The organism is Gorillibacterium terrae, from assembly GCF_051594785.1.
Lineage (GTDB): Bacteria > Bacillota > Bacilli > Paenibacillales > NBRC-103111 > Gorillibacterium.
Genome location: NZ_JBPPGI010000006.1, coordinates 234109 through 253524 on the forward strand (window position 1 = coordinate 234109; position 19416 = coordinate 253524).

18 protein-coding genes are annotated in these 19416 nt (G+C 63.3%); all 18 read right to left on the bottom strand.

From position 1 onward, the window contains the following. Positions 1 to 24: 24 nt before the first annotated feature. The 18 genes from ACSEXS_RS19590 to ACSEXS_RS19675 all read right to left on the bottom strand — a co-directional run bounded on the left by ACSEXS_RS19590 (position 25) and on the right by ACSEXS_RS19675 (position 19373). Positions 25 to 1152, bottom strand: a complete 1128-nt coding sequence (locus tag ACSEXS_RS19590) for a flavodoxin family protein (RefSeq protein ID WP_438434939.1) — start codon at positions 1150 to 1152, stop codon at positions 25 to 27. Beyond that, entirely contained in the window at positions 1149 to 2591 is a 1443-nt protein-coding gene (locus tag ACSEXS_RS19595; protein WP_438434940.1) for a PCP reductase family protein, read from the bottom strand. The genes ACSEXS_RS19590 and ACSEXS_RS19595 overlap by 4 nt, the downstream gene beginning before the upstream one ends. After that, positions 2588 to 3967 carry a radical SAM family heme chaperone HemW gene (gene hemW, locus ACSEXS_RS19600; protein WP_438434941.1) on the bottom strand — a complete coding sequence of 460 codons (1380 nt, stop codon included), beginning with the start codon at positions 3965 to 3967 and terminating at the stop codon, positions 2588 to 2590. The genes ACSEXS_RS19595 and hemW overlap by 4 nt, the downstream gene beginning before the upstream one ends. Continuing rightward, entirely contained in the window at positions 3957 to 4274 is a 318-nt protein-coding gene (locus ACSEXS_RS19605; RefSeq protein WP_438434942.1) for a carboxymuconolactone decarboxylase family protein, read from the bottom strand. Before ACSEXS_RS19605 ends, hemW begins: the two co-directional genes overlap by 11 nt. Before the next feature lie 19 nt (positions 4275 to 4293). After that, entirely contained in the window at positions 4294 to 5646 is a 1353-nt protein-coding gene (locus tag ACSEXS_RS19610; RefSeq protein ID WP_438434943.1) for a coproporphyrinogen-III oxidase family protein, read from the bottom strand. A 24-nt stretch (positions 5647 to 5670) separates the two neighbouring features. Next, positions 5671 to 5973: a TIGR04076 family protein gene (locus ACSEXS_RS19615; RefSeq protein WP_438434944.1), complete on the bottom strand. Its 303-nt coding sequence runs from the start codon at positions 5971 to 5973 to the stop codon at positions 5671 to 5673. Positions 5974 to 6030: 57 nt separating this feature from the next. After that, positions 6031 to 6879, bottom strand: a complete 849-nt coding sequence (locus tag ACSEXS_RS19620; RefSeq protein ID WP_438434945.1) for a cyclase family protein — start codon at positions 6877 to 6879, stop codon at positions 6031 to 6033. Positions 6880 to 6888: 9 nt separating this feature from the next. Next, positions 6889 to 7842, bottom strand: a complete 954-nt coding sequence (locus ACSEXS_RS19625) for an amidohydrolase family protein (RefSeq protein ID WP_438434946.1) — start codon at positions 7840 to 7842, stop codon at positions 6889 to 6891. A gap of 3 nt (positions 7843 to 7845) precedes the next feature. Further along, the gene (locus ACSEXS_RS19630) at positions 7846 to 8220 is read right to left on the bottom strand and encodes a cupin domain-containing protein (protein ID WP_438434947.1); all 375 of its coding nucleotides are present in this window, start codon (positions 8218 to 8220) and stop codon (positions 7846 to 7848) included. Beyond that, positions 8195 to 9427, bottom strand: coding sequence for an MFS transporter (locus ACSEXS_RS19635; protein WP_438434948.1), 1233 nt, complete (start codon positions 9425 to 9427; stop codon positions 8195 to 8197). Before ACSEXS_RS19635 ends, ACSEXS_RS19630 begins: the two co-directional genes overlap by 26 nt. Before the next feature lie 3 nt (positions 9428 to 9430). Next, positions 9431 to 9832, bottom strand: coding sequence for a holo-ACP synthase (gene acpS / locus ACSEXS_RS19640; protein ID WP_438434949.1), 402 nt, complete (start codon positions 9830 to 9832; stop codon positions 9431 to 9433). Further along, complete coding sequence (locus ACSEXS_RS19645; RefSeq protein ID WP_438434950.1) at positions 9829 to 10059, bottom strand: acyl carrier protein; 231 nt, start codon at positions 10057 to 10059, stop codon at positions 9829 to 9831. The genes acpS and ACSEXS_RS19645 overlap by 4 nt, the downstream gene beginning before the upstream one ends. Before the next feature lie 80 nt (positions 10060 to 10139). Next, entirely contained in the window at positions 10140 to 11387 is a 1248-nt protein-coding gene (locus ACSEXS_RS19650) for a beta-ketoacyl-[acyl-carrier-protein] synthase family protein (RefSeq protein WP_438434951.1), read from the bottom strand. Positions 11388 to 11575: 188 nt separating this feature from the next. After that, the gene (locus ACSEXS_RS19655; protein ID WP_438434952.1) at positions 11576 to 12895 is read right to left on the bottom strand and encodes a beta-ketoacyl-[acyl-carrier-protein] synthase family protein; all 1320 of its coding nucleotides are present in this window, start codon (positions 12893 to 12895) and stop codon (positions 11576 to 11578) included. Positions 12896 to 12909: 14 nt separating this feature from the next. Next, positions 12910 to 13368: an SRPBCC family protein gene (locus ACSEXS_RS19660; RefSeq protein WP_438434953.1), complete on the bottom strand. Its 459-nt coding sequence runs from the start codon at positions 13366 to 13368 to the stop codon at positions 12910 to 12912. A 136-nt stretch (positions 13369 to 13504) separates the two neighbouring features. Continuing rightward, positions 13505 to 14236, bottom strand: coding sequence for a winged helix-turn-helix transcriptional regulator (locus ACSEXS_RS19665; RefSeq protein ID WP_438434954.1), 732 nt, complete (start codon positions 14234 to 14236; stop codon positions 13505 to 13507). A 302-nt stretch (positions 14237 to 14538) separates the two neighbouring features. Further along, positions 14539 to 16272 carry a copper amine oxidase N-terminal domain-containing protein gene (locus ACSEXS_RS19670; RefSeq protein ID WP_438434955.1) on the bottom strand — a complete coding sequence of 578 codons (1734 nt, stop codon included), beginning with the start codon at positions 16270 to 16272 and terminating at the stop codon, positions 14539 to 14541. Positions 16273 to 16550: 278 nt separating this feature from the next. After that, entirely contained in the window at positions 16551 to 19373 is a 2823-nt protein-coding gene (locus tag ACSEXS_RS19675; RefSeq protein ID WP_438434956.1) for a glycoside hydrolase family 3 protein, read from the bottom strand. Positions 19374 to 19416: the final 43 nt, after the last annotated feature.

Consider the following 19416-nt stretch of genomic DNA (forward strand, 5'->3'; position numbering starts at 1 on the left):
TCGTCTTGTACCGGTGCCGGCTGCTTAGGACAAGGCGGCAAACAGCCCGTCCAGAATCCGGCCCAGCTCGTCCTCTCCAATGCCGGGATGGGTCTCGATCCGCCCGGCGGGGCTCTTCAGCAGCAGGAGCGGCTCCTGCACCGGCAGCCCGAACTGTTCGCTGAGCGCATTGTCCCAGTCGAAATAGATGTCGGCCTCCGGGCCGACGGTTTCCCGCACCCGCTGCTTGACGAAGTCGCGGGTGATGAACGGCGGCAGGCCGCCGACCGTGGCGATAAGCGCGCCGCACCCCCGTCCGGCGAGGCGCGCGCGGGCGCTGTCCAGCAGCGCCTTGCAGGCGAGGCTGGCGGTCTGGCTCCCGGCGAAGCAGACGAGCGGTTCGCCGGAGCCGATGTCGGCGAGCGCCACCTCGCGGTCGGCTTCGTCGAGCAGCTTCACGCGGGCCAGCGCTTCGCCCGTGACCGCTTCGGCGGGATGCGGCGTCCGCGTATCCTCGTCGAAATACGAGAAGCCGAGCGCGGTGGCCACCCGAGCCCCGACGCCGCGCGCCATCTGCCGAGCGAAGTCGGCTTCCTCGATCGGCCGGCTCCAGTCGCGCTTGCGGATGCCCGGCTGGCCGTCGAACTCGATCAGGCTGATGCCGGCGCTCGCGATCATCGACAGCTTGACCGCCGTGTAGCAGGGCAGGAGCGAGGCCATTGCCCACTCGTGCCCGGGGCCGGCGGCGACGGCGATCTGCCCCGCCACCTTGCCCCGCAGCGCTTTGCCCTTCACCCCGACCACCCGGTCGTAATTGTAGTGATCGAAATCCAGATCCTCCGGCTCGCAGGGCTCGCAGCGGTCGATCCAATTCTTCCAGGCCGCCGGCAGCGACAGCGCATAGACCGGCGACGAGAAGATGAAGCCGTCCGCTTCCTTCAGCTTGTGGTAGAGCGGAGTCAGCTGATCCTCGGGGTTGTTCAGGAGGTGACAGGGCTTGCTGTCCATGCAGTTGCCGCAGCCGTCGCAGGGGAGGATCTTGTAATCCGCCAGCCGCAAGAGCTCGGTCTCCACGCCATATTCCCGTGCGGCCGCCAGCGCTTCGCCGAGCAGGTACTCGCTTGCGCTGCCGTGCCGCTTCATCGAACCGGCCAGCCCGATGATCTTCTTCATGAGACGCCCTCCTTGCTTTCCCAGAGCGCCGGATCGACGCCGAGGAACTTCAGGTCGTTGACGGCGAAGACGCGGAAATCCGGCGGCGTGCAGAGCAGGTTGGCCCGGGCGACATCTCTCGGCTCCACCTGCCGCGAGCGGCGCTCGGCGGCGAGCTCCTCGGCCTTCTTGCGGATTTCGCCCCGCGCCATGGAGCGGATGAAGTCCGGCTTGCGCCCGGCGACGGCGGCGAGCAGCGCTTCCCCCTCCTCCGACCAGACCGGCGCCTGCGGCTCATCCTCTTGCCGGAAGAACGCCCCCGAGGCCAGCTCAGCGAACAGCTGGTCGAACTGCTTCGCGACCGCTCCGGCATCGTGCTCCGTCTTCAGCGTCTGTTCCGCCCAGTCCCGGCAGTACCCGCATTCGCGGCAGTCGAGCGAAGCGCAGGAGCGGGTCTTGAAGCCTTCGAGGAAGCCGTCCAGCATGCGGTTGTCGAGCGTCCCCTTGAAGCTGAACAAGAGCCGGAACACTTGACCCATCTTGCCCGGATCGGCCATCTCGCCGTTCAGGTTCTTGGCGAAGTCCGGCATCTCGAAGTCCTCTTCCGACAGCCGGGAGTTGAGCAGCCGCAGCAGATTGCCGTCGTAGCGGCGATCGGAATAAGCTTGGGCCACCTCGGCGATCTTCTCGGTCCGCTTCATCCGCTCCGTCAGCTTGAATCGGGTGTAGCCCAGGCTCTCGTAGAAGGCAGTGTCCTCGGGACGAATCCACGGTGCCTTCAGCAGCTCCTCGGGATGACGCAGCTTGTGCTCGGTGCAGCGCAGCATGCAGGCGTCGAGCGCGAAGCCCTGGGTCACATGCTCGCTCTGCGATGCGTGGCTCTGGAAGTTGGCGTGGTTCATCCGGAGCGAGCAGTCGAGCAGGCAGTCGTTGGTAGCGATGAGCTGATACGACAGGTCGGTGTGCTTGCGGAGCTGCTCCAGGAAGGCGAAGTCGCGGTTGCGGCTCTCCGGCAGGGTGATCTCGCTCACCCCGCGCTCCTCGAAATACTGCGCCTGGCGGATGCTGTTCACATTGCAGAAGGTGGACAGGCTGATCCGGGCGTTCGGCAGCTCTTCGCGCACGACGTCGATCAGCGCCGGAATCGCCACCGTCACGTAGTCGGGCTTCAGGGTCGCCACCCATTCCAGGAGCTCGCGCAGGTGGTACTGAAAGGTCCGGGTCGTCTCCAGGTTGTCCAGGCAGGTGGCGTTCAGCAGGTAGTTGAAGCGGAAACCGTGCTCGTGCACGAGCCGCACATGCTCCTCCACCTGCGCCCGGTCGACCGCGGGCAGCGCGAAGGTGGGCCGCCCTCCCCCGACCAGGTCGGAGGAGAGCTTGCCGTAGAACACGTCTACCGCAGTGCCCTTCAACAGCTCGGGCAGCCGGTTATCGAAGTTCGTTCCGACGGACAGCCTCATGGCGTGCCTCCCGCCGCGCCCGCTTCGAGCGGCTTCTTGCCGCGCGCGAGCTGAACCCGGCTCTCGAACGACTGCTGGTTGTCCTCCGAGAAGAACTCCTTGCAGACGTTGTTGCCCCAGACGATGCCGCGCTCGGTCAGCTTAACCTCGTCCTCCGTCGCGACGAGCAGCCCCTTTTCCTCCAGCTCCCAGATCTTCGAGGCGAACGGCAGGTCGGGCGAGCAGCCGAACAGGGCGGCGAACTCGGCCTTTTTCACCGACAGCATGCGCAGGCCCTTGGCCATCATGCCGTGCATCGCCTCGCGCTCGTCGGCGCGCTTGCCGATGAACACGGACGTCTGCCCGTTCGCCAGCCGGTCCAGGTAGTCGCCGATGCCGCCGATGTTGATGTACATGAACCGGTTGATGTAGCCGAAGGCCGCCGGTCCATGGGAGAACAGGTCCTTCTGCTGCGTGTAATACAAGAGGACGTGCCGGTCCTCGTAGCCCGGCTTGGCGAAATCCCAGACGCTGTACTGGACGTAGCCCTTGCTCTCCAGGAGCGCCTTGGCGGCCCGGTACATGTCGATCTCGTCGTCCTCGGTGCCCACGGCGGGCACCCGGCCGTCCTTGATCATCTGGAAGAGCGGGGTGAACGGGACGATGCACAACGAGAACAGCGTGATGTGCTTGATGTCCAGCTCGACCGCGCGTTCCACGTCGGCGAGCCACTCCTCCATCGTCTGGGCGGGCAGGTTGTACATCAGGTCGATACCGATGTTGTCGAACCCGGCCTCGGCCGCCTGCCGCAGCACTTCCTCGGCCCGGGCCGGGGTATGGCTGAGCTTCAGGTACTCGCCCATCTGCCCGTTGAAGGTCTGCACGCCGATGCTGATCCGGTTCGCGCCCTGCTTGCGGATGGCCGTAAGCTTCTCCAGGTCGAGCGTCTCGGGGCTGCCCTCGTACGAGATTTGGGCGTCCGGGCTCACCCGGTAGTGCTGCTGAATCGCCGCCAGGATGTCGGCCATCTGCTCACCGGTCAGCGCGGAAGGCGTGCCGCCGCCGAAGGTGACCGCGTCGATCGTCGTGCCCCGGCCATATGCCGAGCCGCCGTACAGCTCGATCTCCTTCTTGACCGCCGTCACGTAGGCCTCGGCCTGCTGCTCGTGGAAGGCGACCTTGTTGAACGGGCAAAAGATGCAAACCTTGGTGCAGAACGGAACATGCACGTAGACGGCCCCGTTGTTGCCCGAGGGCGGTTCTTGATTCAGGCCGATGGCCGCTCCGATCTCCTCGGGCTTCGGCTCCCAATCGGGATTGGGGTAATGCGAGACGCAGATCGGGTCGCGCTTGTCGTACAGGCGGTAATAGTCCGCCGCTTGATCTTTAACGGGCATGATGGACCACCTCCGCCGTTTCCAGGGTAGACAGGGCGGCCGCATAGCCCGAGACGACGCTCTCGATGCCTGCAACCGGCAGACAGTTCAGCACGGTCTCGATGATTTCCTCCCGGTTCGCCCCCTCTTGAAGCGCCTTCATCGTGTGCAGCCTAACCCCATTCGACGAACGGTCCATCACCACGCAGGCCAGTCGGACCAGCTCCTTCACCTTCGGCTCCAGCACCCCGTTCCCGTTGATCGCTTCGCACAGGTCGTCGAAGGCTTGGCCGACGGCCGGGTTGGCCATTTTCAGCAAATCGCTCATCGTCACTCGCTCCCTTCTCTTAGACCGATTGAACCGGCCGGCCCTTGGCCAGCTTCATCCGCGCTTGCAGCCCGTAATTCTTGTATTTCTCCGAGAAAAACGCCTTGCAGACGTTGTTGCCCCAGATGATGCCCTGCTCCGTCAGCCGGACGCCGGACGCGTCCGCTTCGATCATTCCGGACGCGGTCAGCTCGGCCATTGTATCCGGGAACAGATCCTCCGGGTCGCAGCGGAAGCGCCGCCGGAAATCGCCGCGGTCGACGGACAGCATGCGCAGGCCCTTGGCCATCATGCCGTGCGCGAACTCCTCCGGCGCCGCCTTCTCGCCGCAGGCCACAGACAGCCCGCCCGCGTTCACCTTGTCGATGTACTCGGCCAGGTTGCCGTCGTTGATGTACATGTAGCCGTTGAGGAAGCCGAAGGCCGCCGAGCCGATGCCGATCAGGTCGCTCTGCTCGCCGAAGTACATCGCCGCGTGGCGGTCGATCTTGCCGGGCAGCGCGAAGTCGATCACGCTGTACTGCTCGTAGCCGGCGGCGAGCAGCATCCGCCTGGCTTCGGCGTAGAACCGGATCTCGTCGTCCAGCGTGCCCACCCCGGGCACCTCGCCCGCGCGGATTTTCTCCGCGATCGGAGTGTGCGGGACGACGCAGAAGGAGATGAGGCAGATGTGGTCGATGCCGAGCTCGATCGAGGTCCGGATGTCGGCCCGCCAGTCCTCGTCGGTCTGGCCGGGCAGGTTGTACATCAGGTCGATGCCGATGTTGTCGATCCCGAGCTCGCGGGCGTCGACGAGCAGCCGCTCGGAATCCTCCACCGTGTGATAGAGGTTCAGGTAGCCGCCGAGCCGGGGCTGGAAGGTCTGCACCCCGACGCTGATCCGCGACAGCCCCTCGGCCCTCAGTCCGGCGAGCTTGTCGCGGGTGAAGTTGCGGGGATTGCCCTCGACGAAGACCATCGCATCCGGGGCCACCGTAAAGGCTCCCTTAATCGCTTGCAGAATAGCGGTGAGCTCTTGCAGGGTCAGGCACGACGGCGTGCCGCCGCCGAGGTTGATCGACCCGATCACCGCGCTCTTGCCGTAGGCGGTCCGTCCGTAAAGGGCGATCTCGTCCTTCAGCGCGGCCAGATAGCGGTCGACCTGATCCTGGTGCTTCACGTACTTGTTGAACGGACAGAAGGAGCAGGTCAGGTCGCAGAAGGGAATGTGAAGATACAGCGCGACCTGCTGATCGCCCCTCTTGGGCCGGTCCAGCTCCATAAGCCGGGCCGCCTCCTGGGGAGTGGGATTCGAGACGGGAATCGGGTAATGCGAGACGCAGATAGAATCCCGCTCCGGAAAGGGCCGTGCGGCTTGCTCGTTTGCGTTCACGTACGGTTCGCCTCCCTCTTTCGATCAGCTATGCGCCTGCGCGAACGGCGGCCGGCCGCCGGCGTCGGGCACCTCGATGCGGCGAATCTCCATGCTCATCTGATTGCGCACGTCCGGACAGGCGGAATAGACCGTGTTGCCTTCCGGGTCCCAGGGCAGCTTCGCGCCCATATTCAGCGCGAGCATCATCGGGAAGATGGCGTGGTAGGCCGTTCCGCACAGCGGACCCGCGTTCAGGGTCGACACCTTGAGCACTTCGCCTTCCTTGTGTCCCGCGCGGCAGTGTCCCTTGACTCCGGTAACCTTGACTTCGAATTCATAAGCCATTTCATTTTCCTCCTCGTATGGGTATCCTCTCGGAAACGGGCTGAGCCCTCTTCCGCTTTAACGTACAGTCGTTTCCTGCGGCACGATGGCGACGGCGCGCACCCATGCCGCCCCCGCTCCCCGCAGCTTGACCGGAAAGCAGGCGATCTTGAAGCCGAACGGCGCGGGCAGCTTGTCCAGGTTGGTCAGCCGCTCCATGTGGCAGTAGAGCTTGTCGCGGCCCCAGAAGTGGGCCGGAAACAGCACCCGGTTGTCCTTCGTCCGCAGGTAGTCGCCCATCATGTTGGCGAAGGGCCGGTCGAGGCCGTAGCTGTCGACGCCGATCAGGCGGATGCCCCTCCCCGTCAGATAAGCCGTCGCTTCCCGGCTCATGCCGGGGTAGCAGGTCAGGTATTCCTTCGTGCCCCAGTGCCGGTCCGCGCCGGTGCGCAGCAGCACGATGTCGCCGGGCTTGAGCGTGTAGCCGATCTTGTCCAGCGCCTGGCCGAGGTCCTCCGGCAGGATGAACTCCCCCGCCTTCTTGTGGGTGAGGTCGAGCACCACGCCGTCGCCGTAGCACCACTCCAGCGGGATGTGATCGACGGGCGGAGCCTGCAAGCCCTCGCTCGTCGAGCCGAAGTGCAGCGGCGCGTCGAAATGGGTGCCGGTGTGGGTCGAGGCCGTGACGATCTCCAGGTTGAGGAACTCCTCCTGGGGGAAGGACTTGCGGCTGATGCGCTGCTTGCCGGTGAAATAGCGGAACGCGGAGAGCAGGGTGGCCTTCAGGGTCGGCTTGCGGGACAGCGCAAAGTTGCGCCCGAACACGTCGCCGCCCTCCCGGTGGCCGATCTGCCTGAAGCCGAATTCGGCGATCTCGCCGTCGTTTCGTTCCATCGGAACGCTGAGGTCGATCAATAGCTCCGCCATACGGTTCACCTACTTTAGGATTCGGAGGGCGTTCAGCCCCAGAATATTGGCGATGTCCTCCTGAGTAATGTCGGGCATGCCCATCATCTTCTTCATGGGAAACGGAACGGACACTTTCGTCAGGTACGCGAGCACCTCGGGAATGTTCGGCGTGACCGTCCAGTCCGAGCCCCAGAGGATCTTGTGGCTGCCGCACTGGCCGAGCATCTTGCACAGCTCCATGCGGAACACCTGCGGACGGTTGTGGACCAGGATGTTGGCCACCGCCGTCACGGTCACGTACATGTTGTCGTGGCGGCCGACCATGTAGTAGCACAGGTCGTTCCACGGATGGCCCATGTGCTCGACGATCAGCGTGAGCTGGGGAAAATCGACGGCCACGTCATCGAGCAACAGCGGGTTGTTGTGCTTCATGCGGAAGATGCTGCCGGGGGTGATGCCGGTATGCACGCTGACCGGGATGCCCAGCTCGCTGCATTTTTCGTACAGCGGGTAGAGGAGCTCGCGGTCGTCCAGCCAGAAGCCGCCGTAGTCGTTCGGGTTGAGCTTGAAGCCGTGCAGCCCGAGGTCCTTGATGGCGTGCTCCAGCTCCCGCACCGCTTCCTTGCCCCGGTGGGGATTGACGCTGGCGAAGCCCCGCAGCTTATGCGGATTCCGGCGGACGGCGTCGGCCACCGCCTCGTTGGACAGCACCTCGTAGCCGTAGACATCCTGGAAAGACAGCTGATGCACCCAGCTCACCGAGATGTCGTTGTCGTTCATCACGGCCATGTAATCCTCGAGCGAGTTGGCTTCCTCGACGAATTCGTCGCGGTCGGCTCCGACGAGCCGCTTGAGGTTCTTTAGGTCCTTAAAGGCCGCTTCGCTCCGCTCGTCGTGCCGCTCGCGGCCGCGCTCGTACTCCTTGTTCGCCTGGACGGCGAAATGGGCATGCGTATCGACAATGAAAGGGGCGCGTTTCACCGGTTACACCTCTCTGTGGCCGGAAGCCGCCGTCGGAGCGAGCGGAGCGGTGGCGAAGATGAGCTCCAGCTCCTCGGGGCCGTCGTTGACGATCCGGTGGGGCTGACCCTGCTTGGCGACGAACAGCATGTCCTTGGCGATCCGCGTCGTCTCGCCGTCCAGGTGAAGCGTTCCCTGGCCGCGGACGACGAGCACTACCTCTTCGCCGTAGTCGTGCAGGTGCTCGCGAACCTCCTCACCGGGGGCCAGCACCGTGCTGCCCATAATCAGCTTGGTCGTGCCGACCGTCTTCGGGCTGGCGTAGACCTGCATGCGTCCGCCGCGCGCCGTGTTCACCGGCACCTCGTTCACGTCAGCCAGCGTTTGATCCTGAATCATGCGCAAGCACCTCCTGTTTGGTGGGGGTCCCGATTCCGTGCGCCGCCCGCTTGCCGAGCGTGAGGGACAGGAGCAGCGTCACGGCGAGAATGCCGACTCCGACCAGGTAGCTGGGGTGAGTGCCGATGCGGCTGTAGAAGAAGCCGCCGAGCGACGAGCCGAAGGCCACGCCGATGCCCTGCAGGGTCCGGAAGGTCCCGAGCGCCGTGCCGATCTCCCTCGGATTGATCCCCACCACCTTGTCGGTGATGATCGTATTGACGACGGTGATGATCGGACCCTCCGTCAGCCCGATGAAGGCGTACGTGACGGCCAGCAGCGCCGGGCTGAAGTCGAGCAGCCCGAGCAGGAGCAGCGCCCCGACGCAGACGAGCTGCGAGAGGATCAGCGGCGTGCGGCGGCCGAAGCGGTCGGAGGCCCAGCCGATCAGCACCGCTCCGAACGAGGCGACCGCCTCGTAGGGAATGAACAGCAGGCTGATCATCGACAGCGAGATGTTGTGCTCCTTGGCGGCGAAGGGCACCAGGAAGGTGGTGTAGTTGCCGACCATAAAGCACAGCGTGCCGACGATGCCGGCGAACAGAATCTCCCGGTAGCCGAGCCAGCGGAAGGACAGCTTGAACGCCTTGCCGATGCTCCGCTCCGTGTTGCGCGTTCCCGTCTCCTTCAGCAGCAGGAAGGTGGCGAGGGAGGCGGCGAGGAGCAGCGCGGTGAGCACCTCGAAGGTCACATGCCAGCCGAAATGGTCGCTGATCAGCCCGCTCAGCACGTAGCCGAGCACCGAGCCGGCCCCGATCGCTCCGGACACCATGCCCATCGCCTTGCCGCGCTCCTCCGGCTTGCAGACGTCCGTCACCACCGCGAAGATCGGGGTGGCGAGGAAGCCGCGGGAGAAGCCGAATACCATCCAGCCGATGGACAGGAGGAGGGCGGTCTGGGAGAAGGACACCACCGCGAGCGCCAGCGTCGACAGCGTCATCGAGAAGAGAATGATTTTCTTGCGTCCGTAGCGGTCGGCGAGCACCCCGGCCGGTATGGACAGAAAGGTCATGATCAGCGAGGCTATCCCCGCCATGCTGCCGATCTGTTCAGGTGTCATGCCGAGGTCGGCGCTGATGACCGGCGCGATGGGAAAAATGCTGACCATGATGGAAAAGGTCAAGAGAATATTAATGGACAATAGCAGTAGCAGCTTGTTCGTTTTCACGGTTTACGTCTCCTTGTCGGCTGCCGGGGGCAGGGCTTCCACAATCACCATCGCCGCCGCGTAGCCTTCGTGATGAGTAATGCTTACATGCACCCGGGAATCCGGGCCCACGTAAGCCTGAACCGGACCGGCGAGTGCCAGATACGGCTGGCCCGAGGCAAGCTGGCGAAATTCGATCTGCGAAAAGCTCAGCTCGCCGTTCAGTCCGGTTCCGATCGCCTTGAGAAAGGCTTCCTTGGCGGCGAATCGGCCGCCGAGGAAATCGAAGCCATGCCGGTTGAGCCGGCGGTACAGCCGCTGCTCCTCCGGCGAGTAAATCTGGTTCAAGAATGCTTCTCCGGTCTTCTCCACCGCCCCCCGGATATACTCCAGGCTGACGAGGTCGATGCCGATGCCCAGAATCATGCCGTGACCATTGTCACGATCTGGTCGATGGAATAATGCTTCAGCTCTTTGCCGGGGATCGCAAGCCCGAACTTCTTGGCGAGCGAGGCCGAGACCTGGGCGAGCTCGGTCGAGTCCATCGCCAGATCGTCGAACAGCCGCATGTCGCCCGACATTTCCTCGGCGATTCCGACATCCTCGAGAATGCCCTTCACCTGCTCCAGCGCATCTCCCACTTGAAGTGCCATCCGCTTCTCCTCCCTTCCGCTTAGTCGAACGCTTAGTCGGCCGCTTCGCTAGGCCGGAGCCTAACTTGCGGCTCCCGCCTCTACGAGCACTTGCGGCCGACGACGAGCGCCGCCGCAATGCCGCCGCTGCCCCTCGCCAGCACCAGCGAGGCATCCGCCCGCGCTTCCCGGGGCGCCGCGTCCGCAAACGATAACCCGCATTCGGCATCCGCTTCGCGCATGCCGGCGATGCCGGGAATCACGGCTTCTTGCATGGCCATCGCCGCCAGGGCCACGTCGAACGCCCCCGCTGCCCCTACGGTGTGCCCGAAGGCCGCCTTCGGGCAGCCGGCCACCGGCCGGCGGGCTCCGTCGCCGAGCACGCGGCGAAGCGCCGCGCATTCCAGCGCGTCCTCCTCGACGGAGGCTGCGCCCTCCAGAGAGACATAGCCGAGCTCGTCCGGCTTGGCGTCGGACTGGCCGAGCGCCAGCTCGATCGCCCGCGCCCCTTGGCGGATGCTCGTCTCGGCCGAAGGGGCCTGGGCGCCGGCATTGGTCATGCCGAAGCCCTGGATGCTCCCCTTCGCCTTCTCCAGCATGCCGCGCGCCCGCGCACTTGTCTCCGATTCGAGCACCAGATAGGCCGCTCCTTCGCCGAGCAGCAGGCCGCTGCGTCCGGCTTGGTACGGCGCGTATCGGGCCTCCTCCGCCCCGGCCGCGCACAGGAGGCCGGAGGACTCGTAGAACGCGAGGCCCCACTCGTCCAGCGGCGTCTCCACCCCGCCCGCGAGAGCGATGTCCACCGCCCCCTTGCGGATGGCTTTCGCCGCCGCCGCGATGGCCACGAGGCCGCTCGCCCGGTCGGCGATCAGGGTCTTGCTGAGTCCCTTGATGCCGTAGGCCAGGGACAGATGCCCCTGGGCGGCGGCAGGGAACCAGTTGCTCGCGAGGAACGGGCTGACGAAGCCCGGGCCTTCCGTGTGCAGCGTCTGCAGGCCCTGGTGGGCCTGCTCCCAGCCGCCCGAATTGTTGCCGACGAAGATGCCGACGCGATCCGTGCGGAGGGTGTCGTCCGCGAGGCCCGCATCCTCCAGCGCTTCTTTTGCAGCCAGCAGCGACAGCACGGAGAAGCGGGCGCATTTGTTCAGGAAGCGCCGGGGAAAGTGGCGCTCCGGTTCGATTCCGGTAACCTGTCCGGCCGGGCGGGGAGCAAATCTTCCCTCTGCGGAGCGGGGGAGCGGCGTGAAGTGCCCGTCTCCCTCCAGGAGGCCCTGCCAGAAGGCCGCCGTCGAATTGCCGCAGGGCCCGACCAGCCCGATTCCGGTGATCACGACTCGTTCGCTCATCATCGTTATTCCTTCCGTTGGTGAAATGGGGCAAGCCGCGAGACGGCCTTGACTTGCCCGGACGGCCTCAATTAGCCCGGATGGCCCCGGCTTCCCGGAGAGGGTCCGGCTTCGCATCGGCTTCCCGGGGCCGCTAAACCGCGTCTCGCGGAGACAGTCCGGCTTCGCCTCGGCTTCCCGGAGACGGCCTGTTAAACCGCGGTTTCCCGAAGCTCTTCCCGCTCTGCTGCCGCTGCCGCTGCCGCTTCTGTCCCCTCGGGCAAGCGGGCCAGCACCATCGCCGAATGAAGCCCGGAGAAGCCGCTCGCGTTGGTGAGGACGACATCCAGCCGCCGGGGCAGCGGCTCGTTCGGCACATAGTTCAGATCGCAGGCCGGGTCCCGCTCCTCCTGGTTGATCGTCGGCGGGATCATCCCCTCGCGCATCGCCAAGAGGCAGTGGGCGATCTCGATGGCGCTCGCCGCCGACAGCGGATGGCCGGTCATCGACTTCGTCGAGCTGATCGGGATCGAGTAGGCCGCTTCGCCGAACGTCTTCTTGTACGCCATCGTCTCGAACAGATCGTTCTGCGGCGTCGAGCTTCCGTGCGCGTTGATGTATTGGATCTCATCGGGCCGCCGCCCGGCCCGCCGCAGCGCCTCCTGCATGGTGAGGTGCAGCGCGTCGCCGTCCTCGGGCAGATCGGTCATGTGGTAGCAGTTGTTCTTGCTGCTGAAGCCGGTGATCTCGCCGTAGATCGGGGCGCCCCGGCGGACGGCGTGTTCCAGCTCCTCCAGCAGCAGCATGGCGCAGCCCTCGCTCAGCACGAACCCGCTGCGCTTCCGGTCGAAGGGGCGCGAGGCCCGCTCCGGCTCATCGTTGAAGTGGGTCGTGAGCGCTCCGATTGCGTCGAACGACGAGACGGTCATGTAGCTGATCGGAGCCTCCGAGGCGCCGCACAGCATCAGGTCGTGCTCGCCGCCCGCGATCGACTCGAAGCCGTAGCCGACGGCGTCGATGCCACCGGTGCAGCCGGTGGACATGACCAGCGCCTCGCCCTGCAGCCCGAATTCATGCGCCACCTCCAGCGCGATCGGCGCGAACATGCCCTTCTGGTACAGCGGCAGCTCCGTGCCGCCGCGCAGCGGAGCGCTCGCTTCCGCCGTGATCGCCAGATAGGCGCTCTCGGAGAAGGGCGTGTCGGCGATGGCATTGGCCACGCAGGCACCGAACCGCTCGCGGTCCTCGTCCTCCGGCCGAAGCCCGGCGTCGAGCACCGCCCGGATGGCCGCGTTGACCGCGAGGAAGGCCGGACGGCCCATGCGGTCCCGGGCCTCCTGCCGCGCCGTGCCGCCGAGCGGCTCGAAGTCGGGAATGCGGCCCGCCACGCGGCTCTTCAGCGGCAGCTTGTCCAGGCCCGTCAGCTTGCCGTAGCCGGCCTTGCCGCGCAGGGAGGCCTCCCAGAATTCCTCGGGGCTGGTCCCGAGCGGAGTCAGGACGCCGATGCCCGTTATCACTACTCGCTTTGCCATGGATCGTCCCTCCGTCAGCCGCGGATCAAGCTTTTCTCAATATTCGCCTTTACGGCGGCCATCTGTTCGACCGTATTGCCGTTCAAGTGCCGTGTTACCTGCTCGTCGGTCAGCCCGCTCGCCGGATCGACCTCGAATTCCTGGACCCACACCATCTCCGTGCCGCCGTCCTCCGTCTTCCCGTAGGTCCACTCCAGATTCATATGGCGGAAGGGCATCAGCGGCGCCAGCCGGCGGGCGGTGATCCGGTTATTCGGTTTGTCCAGGAACCGCTCCGACTCCCAGGAACGCACCTTTCCGGCTTCATCGGGAAAGGTCGTCAGCCGAAAGCGGATATACCCCTCGCGGCGCTCCAGCACGACGGCCTCCCGGTACTCCGTAAACAGCTCGGTCCAATGCTCGATGTCGTTGGTGCGGTCAAATACCGTGTCGATATCCGCCTGTACGGTGATTCGGTTGCAAATGCTCGGCATCTTCATTCCCTCCTCAAAATTGTAAATACAAGCCATAAACTCTCAAACATTGGCAATTTTCCACAGTGTAAACAAAAACGGCCAGGCGCGACATCGCCTGACCGTTAATCCTCCGTTATTTTTTCGGTTCCTCGCGTTAGTCCGTAATCGCTCCCCCTGTCCCGGTCAATTGATACCCGGCTCCCCGCCGGTATACGATCATTCGCTCCTCCCCTGTATGCATGGCGATTTTGTGGCGCAGCTTGTAGATGTACTGCCGGACGATTTCCGGAGCCGTGTAGGGGTCCCAGAGCATTTCGAGCAATTCCTCGGTGGACACCGCTTTCTTCGCGGTATGCAGATACTCGATCAGTTGGAACTCCTTGCGCGTCAGCTTTACTTCCTTGCTGGCGACGACCAGCGATAAGCTGTCCGTGTCCAGCTTGATCGACTCGCTCTTGCCCGAGACGGATGGAGACGGGCCACCCGGCGCCTCCGGGGGCGCGCCTTCAAAAACGCGAACGAGCATGTCGTGCAGCCGTTCCTTCTGCTCCCGGCTGTGCAGAGGCCCGACAAACACGCGGTCCGCTCCCGCCTGAACATAGCCCGGTCCCGACTTCTTCTGGTCGGCAATCACGAAGCATTTTACATTCGGGAAACGGCGCTCCATGATGCTCTGGAACACGAACGCCTCGGAGGACAACTCCTTCATCTTCAGGAGAACGCCGGAAAACTCCACCTTGTCTTCCGCGAGCTCAAAGAAGGAATTGATATCCTTGAGCCGCAGCACCCTTACTCCGAACCGCCGGGCAAAAAACGAATAGATGATCTCCAGGTTGCATTTGTCGCAGCATGCTTCTTCATCCGTGCATACCAAAGCAAAGCGCATGTCCTCTCCCTCCTTTTCGTTTACCGATCGCTCGACAAATAACGCAGACGCCGTCATATTTTGCGTTTTATTTGTATTTTTTACATAAAATCCTATATTGTTCTTTAAGATTCTCTGTCTCCTTCCCGTTTCCTGCCTCTTAGCAAAAAAATAATAAAACCCCTGAAAGGCGGTAGAGCCCTCTCCCAGGCATCGGACACCGAAGATAGCCATAGCAAAATACGCCTCAAACGAACTTTCACTGCAGTCTCCCAAAGGATTCTCCAATGTCTATTCGATGAGGCGCTCTACACCTAAGCAGATTAATTTATCGTTTTATAAGGTACATTGTACTGGTCAGGGGTAAATACCCCGATCCCAATCAGATAATCGTCCAGATATCGCTCCACAGCGGCAACAGCGCTTGGCTCCAGTGCTCGGTTCGTCAAGCTTTCGGTATGAACGCGAACGCTCTTGTCCTCTATACGGAAATAAAGCCTGATCTGGTTCTGGGCGGGATACCCCATGAGAATCAGCCAATCCGACCATTGCCCGCTGCCATAAGCGGCATAGAGATACGTTGCGGCAAAGCTCCCCGATCCCATCGTTACGGTGATCCGGGTCTTGTCCTGATTCCAGCTCAGTTTGGCTCCGAAAACGGTGGTAAGCAAACCGGCGGGCAGCAGCGTTACTCCCTTATCCTCGGTCAGGCTGCCCTTCATCGTGATTGTTTTGCCGCCGACCTTCACCTTGTCGCTGCCTTTGGTTAGAATCAAGGAAGTCGAGCCAACCAGAACCGTGAAAGTTTTGGCCTTGGCGTTAAAGCTGTAGGTTCCGCCCAGGGCTTGCACCGTGCCCACGAGCGGCAAGTAGGTTACTCCCTTGATCTCTTTAAGCGTCTCCAGCGGATAGCGCAAGCTCGGAGAGATTTTAACGTCCGCTTTCCACTCTCCGAATTGGGCGGTGATCACGGCGTCCCCGACTCCCGTTGCTTTAAAGGTTCCATCCGGGAGCGCCTTAACCAGATGGGGCTTGTCAACCGTGATGGCAGCCTGATCGAGCGGGATGGGCGCTTTCCTGCCATTGTCGTATAGCTGTTCCAAGGAAAGCTTGAAGGCATCCCCAATCTTGGGGCGGGTCGCCGAAGCCGTGAGCAGGATTCCGCTCGGCTTTGCCAAGTCGACCGGGGTGATTTGTTTGTCGTGAAAATAGACCCATTCTCCCGAATAACGTTGTCCATAGAACGATGAGTTCAAACCACTAACCACTTGCTTCAACTGATAGGCCTCGGGATATTGGCTCAGTTCAAAAAAACCGTACCCACTCGTCAGGCGATTGAGCATGGCGTTGCCGCCCTTCAAAACAACCGCCAAACGGGAGTCGCTGAGGAAGGCGATGTCCTCCCCATCGCCCGTCACCCGATTCCAACCGATTTCCCCGTCGTACCCAAGGTGGTGGACTTCCGCCATCATGACCTCTCCATCGTCGAAGAGAACCGCTATCCGCTCTTTCCCCGCAGCGATTTTCCGCACGGAGGACAAGGAATTAACCCGTTCCAGCTTGATCGGTTTTTCTCCGCTTCCGACCTGTAAAGTAATGGCACCGTCCGAAGAAAGGGCGGCGAGCGTCGAGATGCCGTCATCATCCATCAGGACGATGTTGGATTCCGCTCTCTCTCGCACGAGGGTATCCCCGTTCCATGCCCAGAGGCTTCCGTCCGTCTTGAGCAGCCTGCTCATCGTCACCTGCTTGACTCCCGTCACATCGGGAACCAACGCCGGCGCTTGATCTTGGGTCCAGCGGACAAGCGCGCCTTGATCCGTAATGCCGTATCCTTTGGTTTCCGTCCCTGTAATCCGGACCACTCCGAGGCCTTTGGCCAATTCCCGATCCGGAAAAACGATCGATCCATCCGCCAGGAGCATCGTCCCGTCTGCCAGCACGCTTTTGATGGATGCGGAAGCGGCATTTACCTTCGGTTCCACCGCTGCAAACGAGGTCAAAACCAGGATGCCGCAGAGCGCGGCTATCCATAGGCGATACCTGTTCTTCTTCATTTCCTTCCCCCTCTTCGCTCCCCCGAATTCGACCAATTCTGGGGTTTCCTGAGCGCAATGCTTCCAAAGTATACCACCCGGGAGTGGGAGCGTCACGACATTTCGACGGGCATCGAAGCGGACCACATCTGTTCAAATAGAAATTAAAAAGACGGCCTCTGACGAATTCAGAAGCCATCTCTTGTCCTGCTTGAGTGTTATGTTGTCCTTGCGGCCGATCTTTTCTTAAATTCACTCTCGGCACCCATTTGGAGGTTTTCCTAGAGGACTTATCGCCGTCAGATCCGTTTGAATTCCAGCCAGTCCAGCTGCATGCCCGGCTTGACGTAGTCGAGCTTCAGCTCGTAGAGTCCTCCCTCCAGCCGAACCTTGATCAGCTTCTGGGTGATCCGGCGGCCGTTCGTGCCGTTCGTCTGCACGGTCATCACCAGTTGGCCGTTCATCAGGAGGTTGCAGGCGCTCTGCGCCAGGATGTCCTCCTCCGACATCACGCCCGCCAGCATCCGGTATTCGCCTGCTTCCTCGATTCGCAAGTAGGCCGGACCGGTGCCGGAGATGGCGATCGGTGCGCCCGGTGTGGGCACTTGTACGCCGTCCGGCGCTGCCGTCCGGAGGTCTGCCGCCGGAACGGGAACCGCCGCTTCGCCGCCGCTCTCGCCGCGCTCCATCACCGGCGCTTGCAGGATGAACGAGAGGATATTGATCGCGGACCGCTGCAGCTCGCTGCGGGTCAGCGTGCCGTTCTCCAGCGCTTCCCGGGTATTGTCGCCCCAGTAGTTGACCTCCGCCCCGTAGTTGGGCACGACCATGTACAGGTCGTTCTGGGCCCGTACCATCGAGTCGGTGTATTTGCGATCCGGTTCGCCCCCGTTCACGACATCGTTCATGACGGCCCACCAGTCGGTCATCACAATGCCGCTAAAGCCCCATTCGCCGCGCAGGATCGTGGTGCACAGGTCGTAATTGGAGGCCGACCAGTGGCCGTTGATCGGGTTGTACGCGGTCATGACCGAGTTTGCCCCGCCTTCGCGGACGGCCAGCTCGAAGCCCTTCAGGTAAATTTCGCGCAGCGCCCGCTCGGAGACGACGGCGTTGACCTTGCTGCGGTGCTTCTCCTGGTTGTTGCAGGCAAAGTGCTTCAGCGTGCCGCTTGCGCCGCCCTGGCGGATGCCGCGCGCGCAGGCGACGGCAAACACGCCGGAGATCAGCGGGTCCTCCGAGAAGTATTCGAAGTTCCGTCCGTTCAGGGGGCTGCGGCGGATGTTGAGCCCCGGGCCGAGCAGCGTGTCGACCTGGTACCGGACCAGTTCCTGCCCTTCCAGTACATACAGCTCTTCTACCAGCTCCGCGTTCCAGGTCGCCGCCAGCAGCGTACCGATCGGCACCTGGGTCGCCTGCTGGCCGCTGTCCATGCGGATGCCGGACGGTCCGTCGGCCGCACAGGCGACGGGAATGCCGAAATGCACCAGCCGGTCGCTCACGCCGCCGAACGCCGAGGCCGTTCCCGAGGTGACGAGCGGGCTGCTCATGCCTTCGCCGCGCACGATCGCCGCGAGATCGGCGTCGTCGAGCTGGGCAACGAACTCGGTCAGCGCGACGCGGCCTTCCTTAACGTCCTTCAGCTTAAAGCCGCGGTCGCCGGTCGGCCGGATCTCCTCGGGAAGGTTCCGTTCGATCCGCTCGGCGAGGGAAATCGTCCGCTGGGGAACGTCCTCGTACCCCAGCTCATAGGTGCCGTCCTTCCGACGCGCGCCCGGCTTCATCCGCCGGAAGCCTTCGATCGGGGCCATCGCCTCCGTGAGCTGCTCCACCACCCGGGCGGCCTCCACGGCATAGCCCTCCTGACCGTCTACGCGGACCGGGACGGACTGCCGTACGCTGGTTCCGGCATGAAAGCGGTAGATGCCCGCTTCCAGCACATACGCCGAGCGGTGCCCGGTGACGCCTGCGTCGTCGTAGGCCGCAAGCGCGCTCACCGGCACGCTCAGGACGAGCCGCTGCGACTCGCCCGGCTGCAGCAGCCGCGTCTTGGCGAAGGCGGTCAGCGTCCGCGCCGGACGGCCCAGCTTGCCCTGCGGGGCTTCGCAGTAGAGCTGTACCACTTCCTTGCCCGCATAGAGTGCGCCGGTATTGCGAACGGTTACGCCGAGCTCCACATGCTCCCGGCCGTCCCGAATGGCGAGTTTGGCCTCCTCGGGCTCCAGCGAGAAGGTTGTGTAAGACAGCCCGTAGCCGAATTCGTACTGCACCTTGTCCGGGCAGAACGTCTCAAAGTAGCGGTACCCGACGTAAATGTCCTCCTGGTACACGCTCGTGTGCTCCTGGCCGTAATTCTTCGTCGACGGGTAATCGTCGATGGAATAGGCGATCGTATCCGTCAGCTTGCCGCTCGGCGTCACTTCCCCCGTCAGCACGTCGGCGATGGCATTGCCGCCTTCCATGCCGCCGTGCCAGGCGTAGAGCACGGCAGGTATGGACTGTCCGAGCCCGTCGATCCAGCTCATGTCGATGATATTGGAGACGTTCAGAACAACGGCCGTCTGTTCGAAGCGGGCCGTCACCCGGCGAAGCATCTCCAGCTCGTCCTCGGTCAGCCGGTAGCTTCCGGGCTTGTCCGCATTGTCCTGGTCCTCGCCGGCGGTGCGGCCGATGACGACGATCGCCTTGTCCGATTTGGCCCGCGCTGCAGCCACCAGCTCGTCGGTCAACGGCATTTCCTTCTGGTGCCAGGGCTCGGCAGCCCAGCCCCCGCCGCCGTTGTCGAACGGATGCCGCTTGATCCACTCCTCGTAGACCGTAGCCAGCTCTTCATTGACGGCGATCTCCGGCTTGGCGCGCAGGCCGTCCAGCAGGTTGGTTGTATGGGTAACATGGACGCTGCCGCCCGAGCCCGTGCCGCTGCGATAATAATTGACTTGAATTCGGCCGAAGACCGATACGGTTTCCCCCTTGGCCAGCGGCAGGACATTTCCTTCGTTCCTTAGCAGGACGGCTCCCTCCGCCGCCACCTTGCGGCTGAATTCGGCGAAGCCGGGCAAAGGTCCTTGATTCGGTGTAGTCACAGTCTGTTCTCTCCTCGTTGTGGGTTTTGCATATGGCATCCATCATACTATATCTGGACGGATAGTGGAAAAGCAAAACCGC

What these genes read in the sequence shown, in the direction of transcription:
- ACSEXS_RS19650 (WP_438434951.1), bottom strand. Translation starts at nt 11,387, where the DNA reads ATGATGAGCGAACGAGTCGTGATCACCGGAATCGGGCTGGTCGGGCCC.
- ACSEXS_RS19595 (WP_438434940.1), bottom strand. Translation starts at nt 2,591, where the DNA reads ATGAGGCTGTCCGTCGGAACGAACTTCGATAACCGGCTGCCCGAGCTG.
- ACSEXS_RS19655 (WP_438434952.1), bottom strand. Translation starts at nt 12,895, where the DNA reads ATGGCAAAGCGAGTAGTGATAACGGGCATCGGCGTCCTGACTCCGCTC.
- ACSEXS_RS19615 (WP_438434944.1), bottom strand. Translation starts at nt 5,973, where the DNA reads ATGGCTTATGAATTCGAAGTCAAGGTTACCGGAGTCAAGGGACACTGC.
- ACSEXS_RS19665 (WP_438434954.1), bottom strand. Translation starts at nt 14,236, where the DNA reads ATGCGCTTTGCTTTGGTATGCACGGATGAAGAAGCATGCTGCGACAAA.
- acpS (WP_438434949.1), bottom strand. Translation starts at nt 9,832, where the DNA reads ATGATTCTGGGCATCGGCATCGACCTCGTCAGCCTGGAGTATATCCGG.
- ACSEXS_RS19630 (WP_438434947.1), bottom strand. Translation starts at nt 8,220, where the DNA reads ATGATTCAGGATCAAACGCTGGCTGACGTGAACGAGGTGCCGGTGAAC.
- ACSEXS_RS19670 (WP_438434955.1), bottom strand. Translation starts at nt 16,272, where the DNA reads ATGAAGAAGAACAGGTATCGCCTATGGATAGCCGCGCTCTGCGGCATC.
- ACSEXS_RS19620 (WP_438434945.1), bottom strand. Translation starts at nt 6,879, where the DNA reads ATGGCGGAGCTATTGATCGACCTCAGCGTTCCGATGGAACGAAACGAC.
- hemW (WP_438434941.1), bottom strand. Translation starts at nt 3,967, where the DNA reads ATGCCCGTTAAAGATCAAGCGGCGGACTATTACCGCCTGTACGACAAG.
- ACSEXS_RS19605 (WP_438434942.1), bottom strand. Translation starts at nt 4,274, where the DNA reads ATGAGCGATTTGCTGAAAATGGCCAACCCGGCCGTCGGCCAAGCCTTC.
- ACSEXS_RS19645 (WP_438434950.1), bottom strand. Translation starts at nt 10,059, where the DNA reads ATGGCACTTCAAGTGGGAGATGCGCTGGAGCAGGTGAAGGGCATTCTC.
- ACSEXS_RS19590 (WP_438434939.1), bottom strand. Translation starts at nt 1,152, where the DNA reads ATGAAGAAGATCATCGGGCTGGCCGGTTCGATGAAGCGGCACGGCAGC.
- ACSEXS_RS19660 (WP_438434953.1), bottom strand. Translation starts at nt 13,368, where the DNA reads ATGCCGAGCATTTGCAACCGAATCACCGTACAGGCGGATATCGACACG.
- ACSEXS_RS19675 (WP_438434956.1), bottom strand. Translation starts at nt 19,373, where the DNA reads ATGCCATATGCAAAACCCACAACGAGGAGAGAACAGACTGTGACTACA.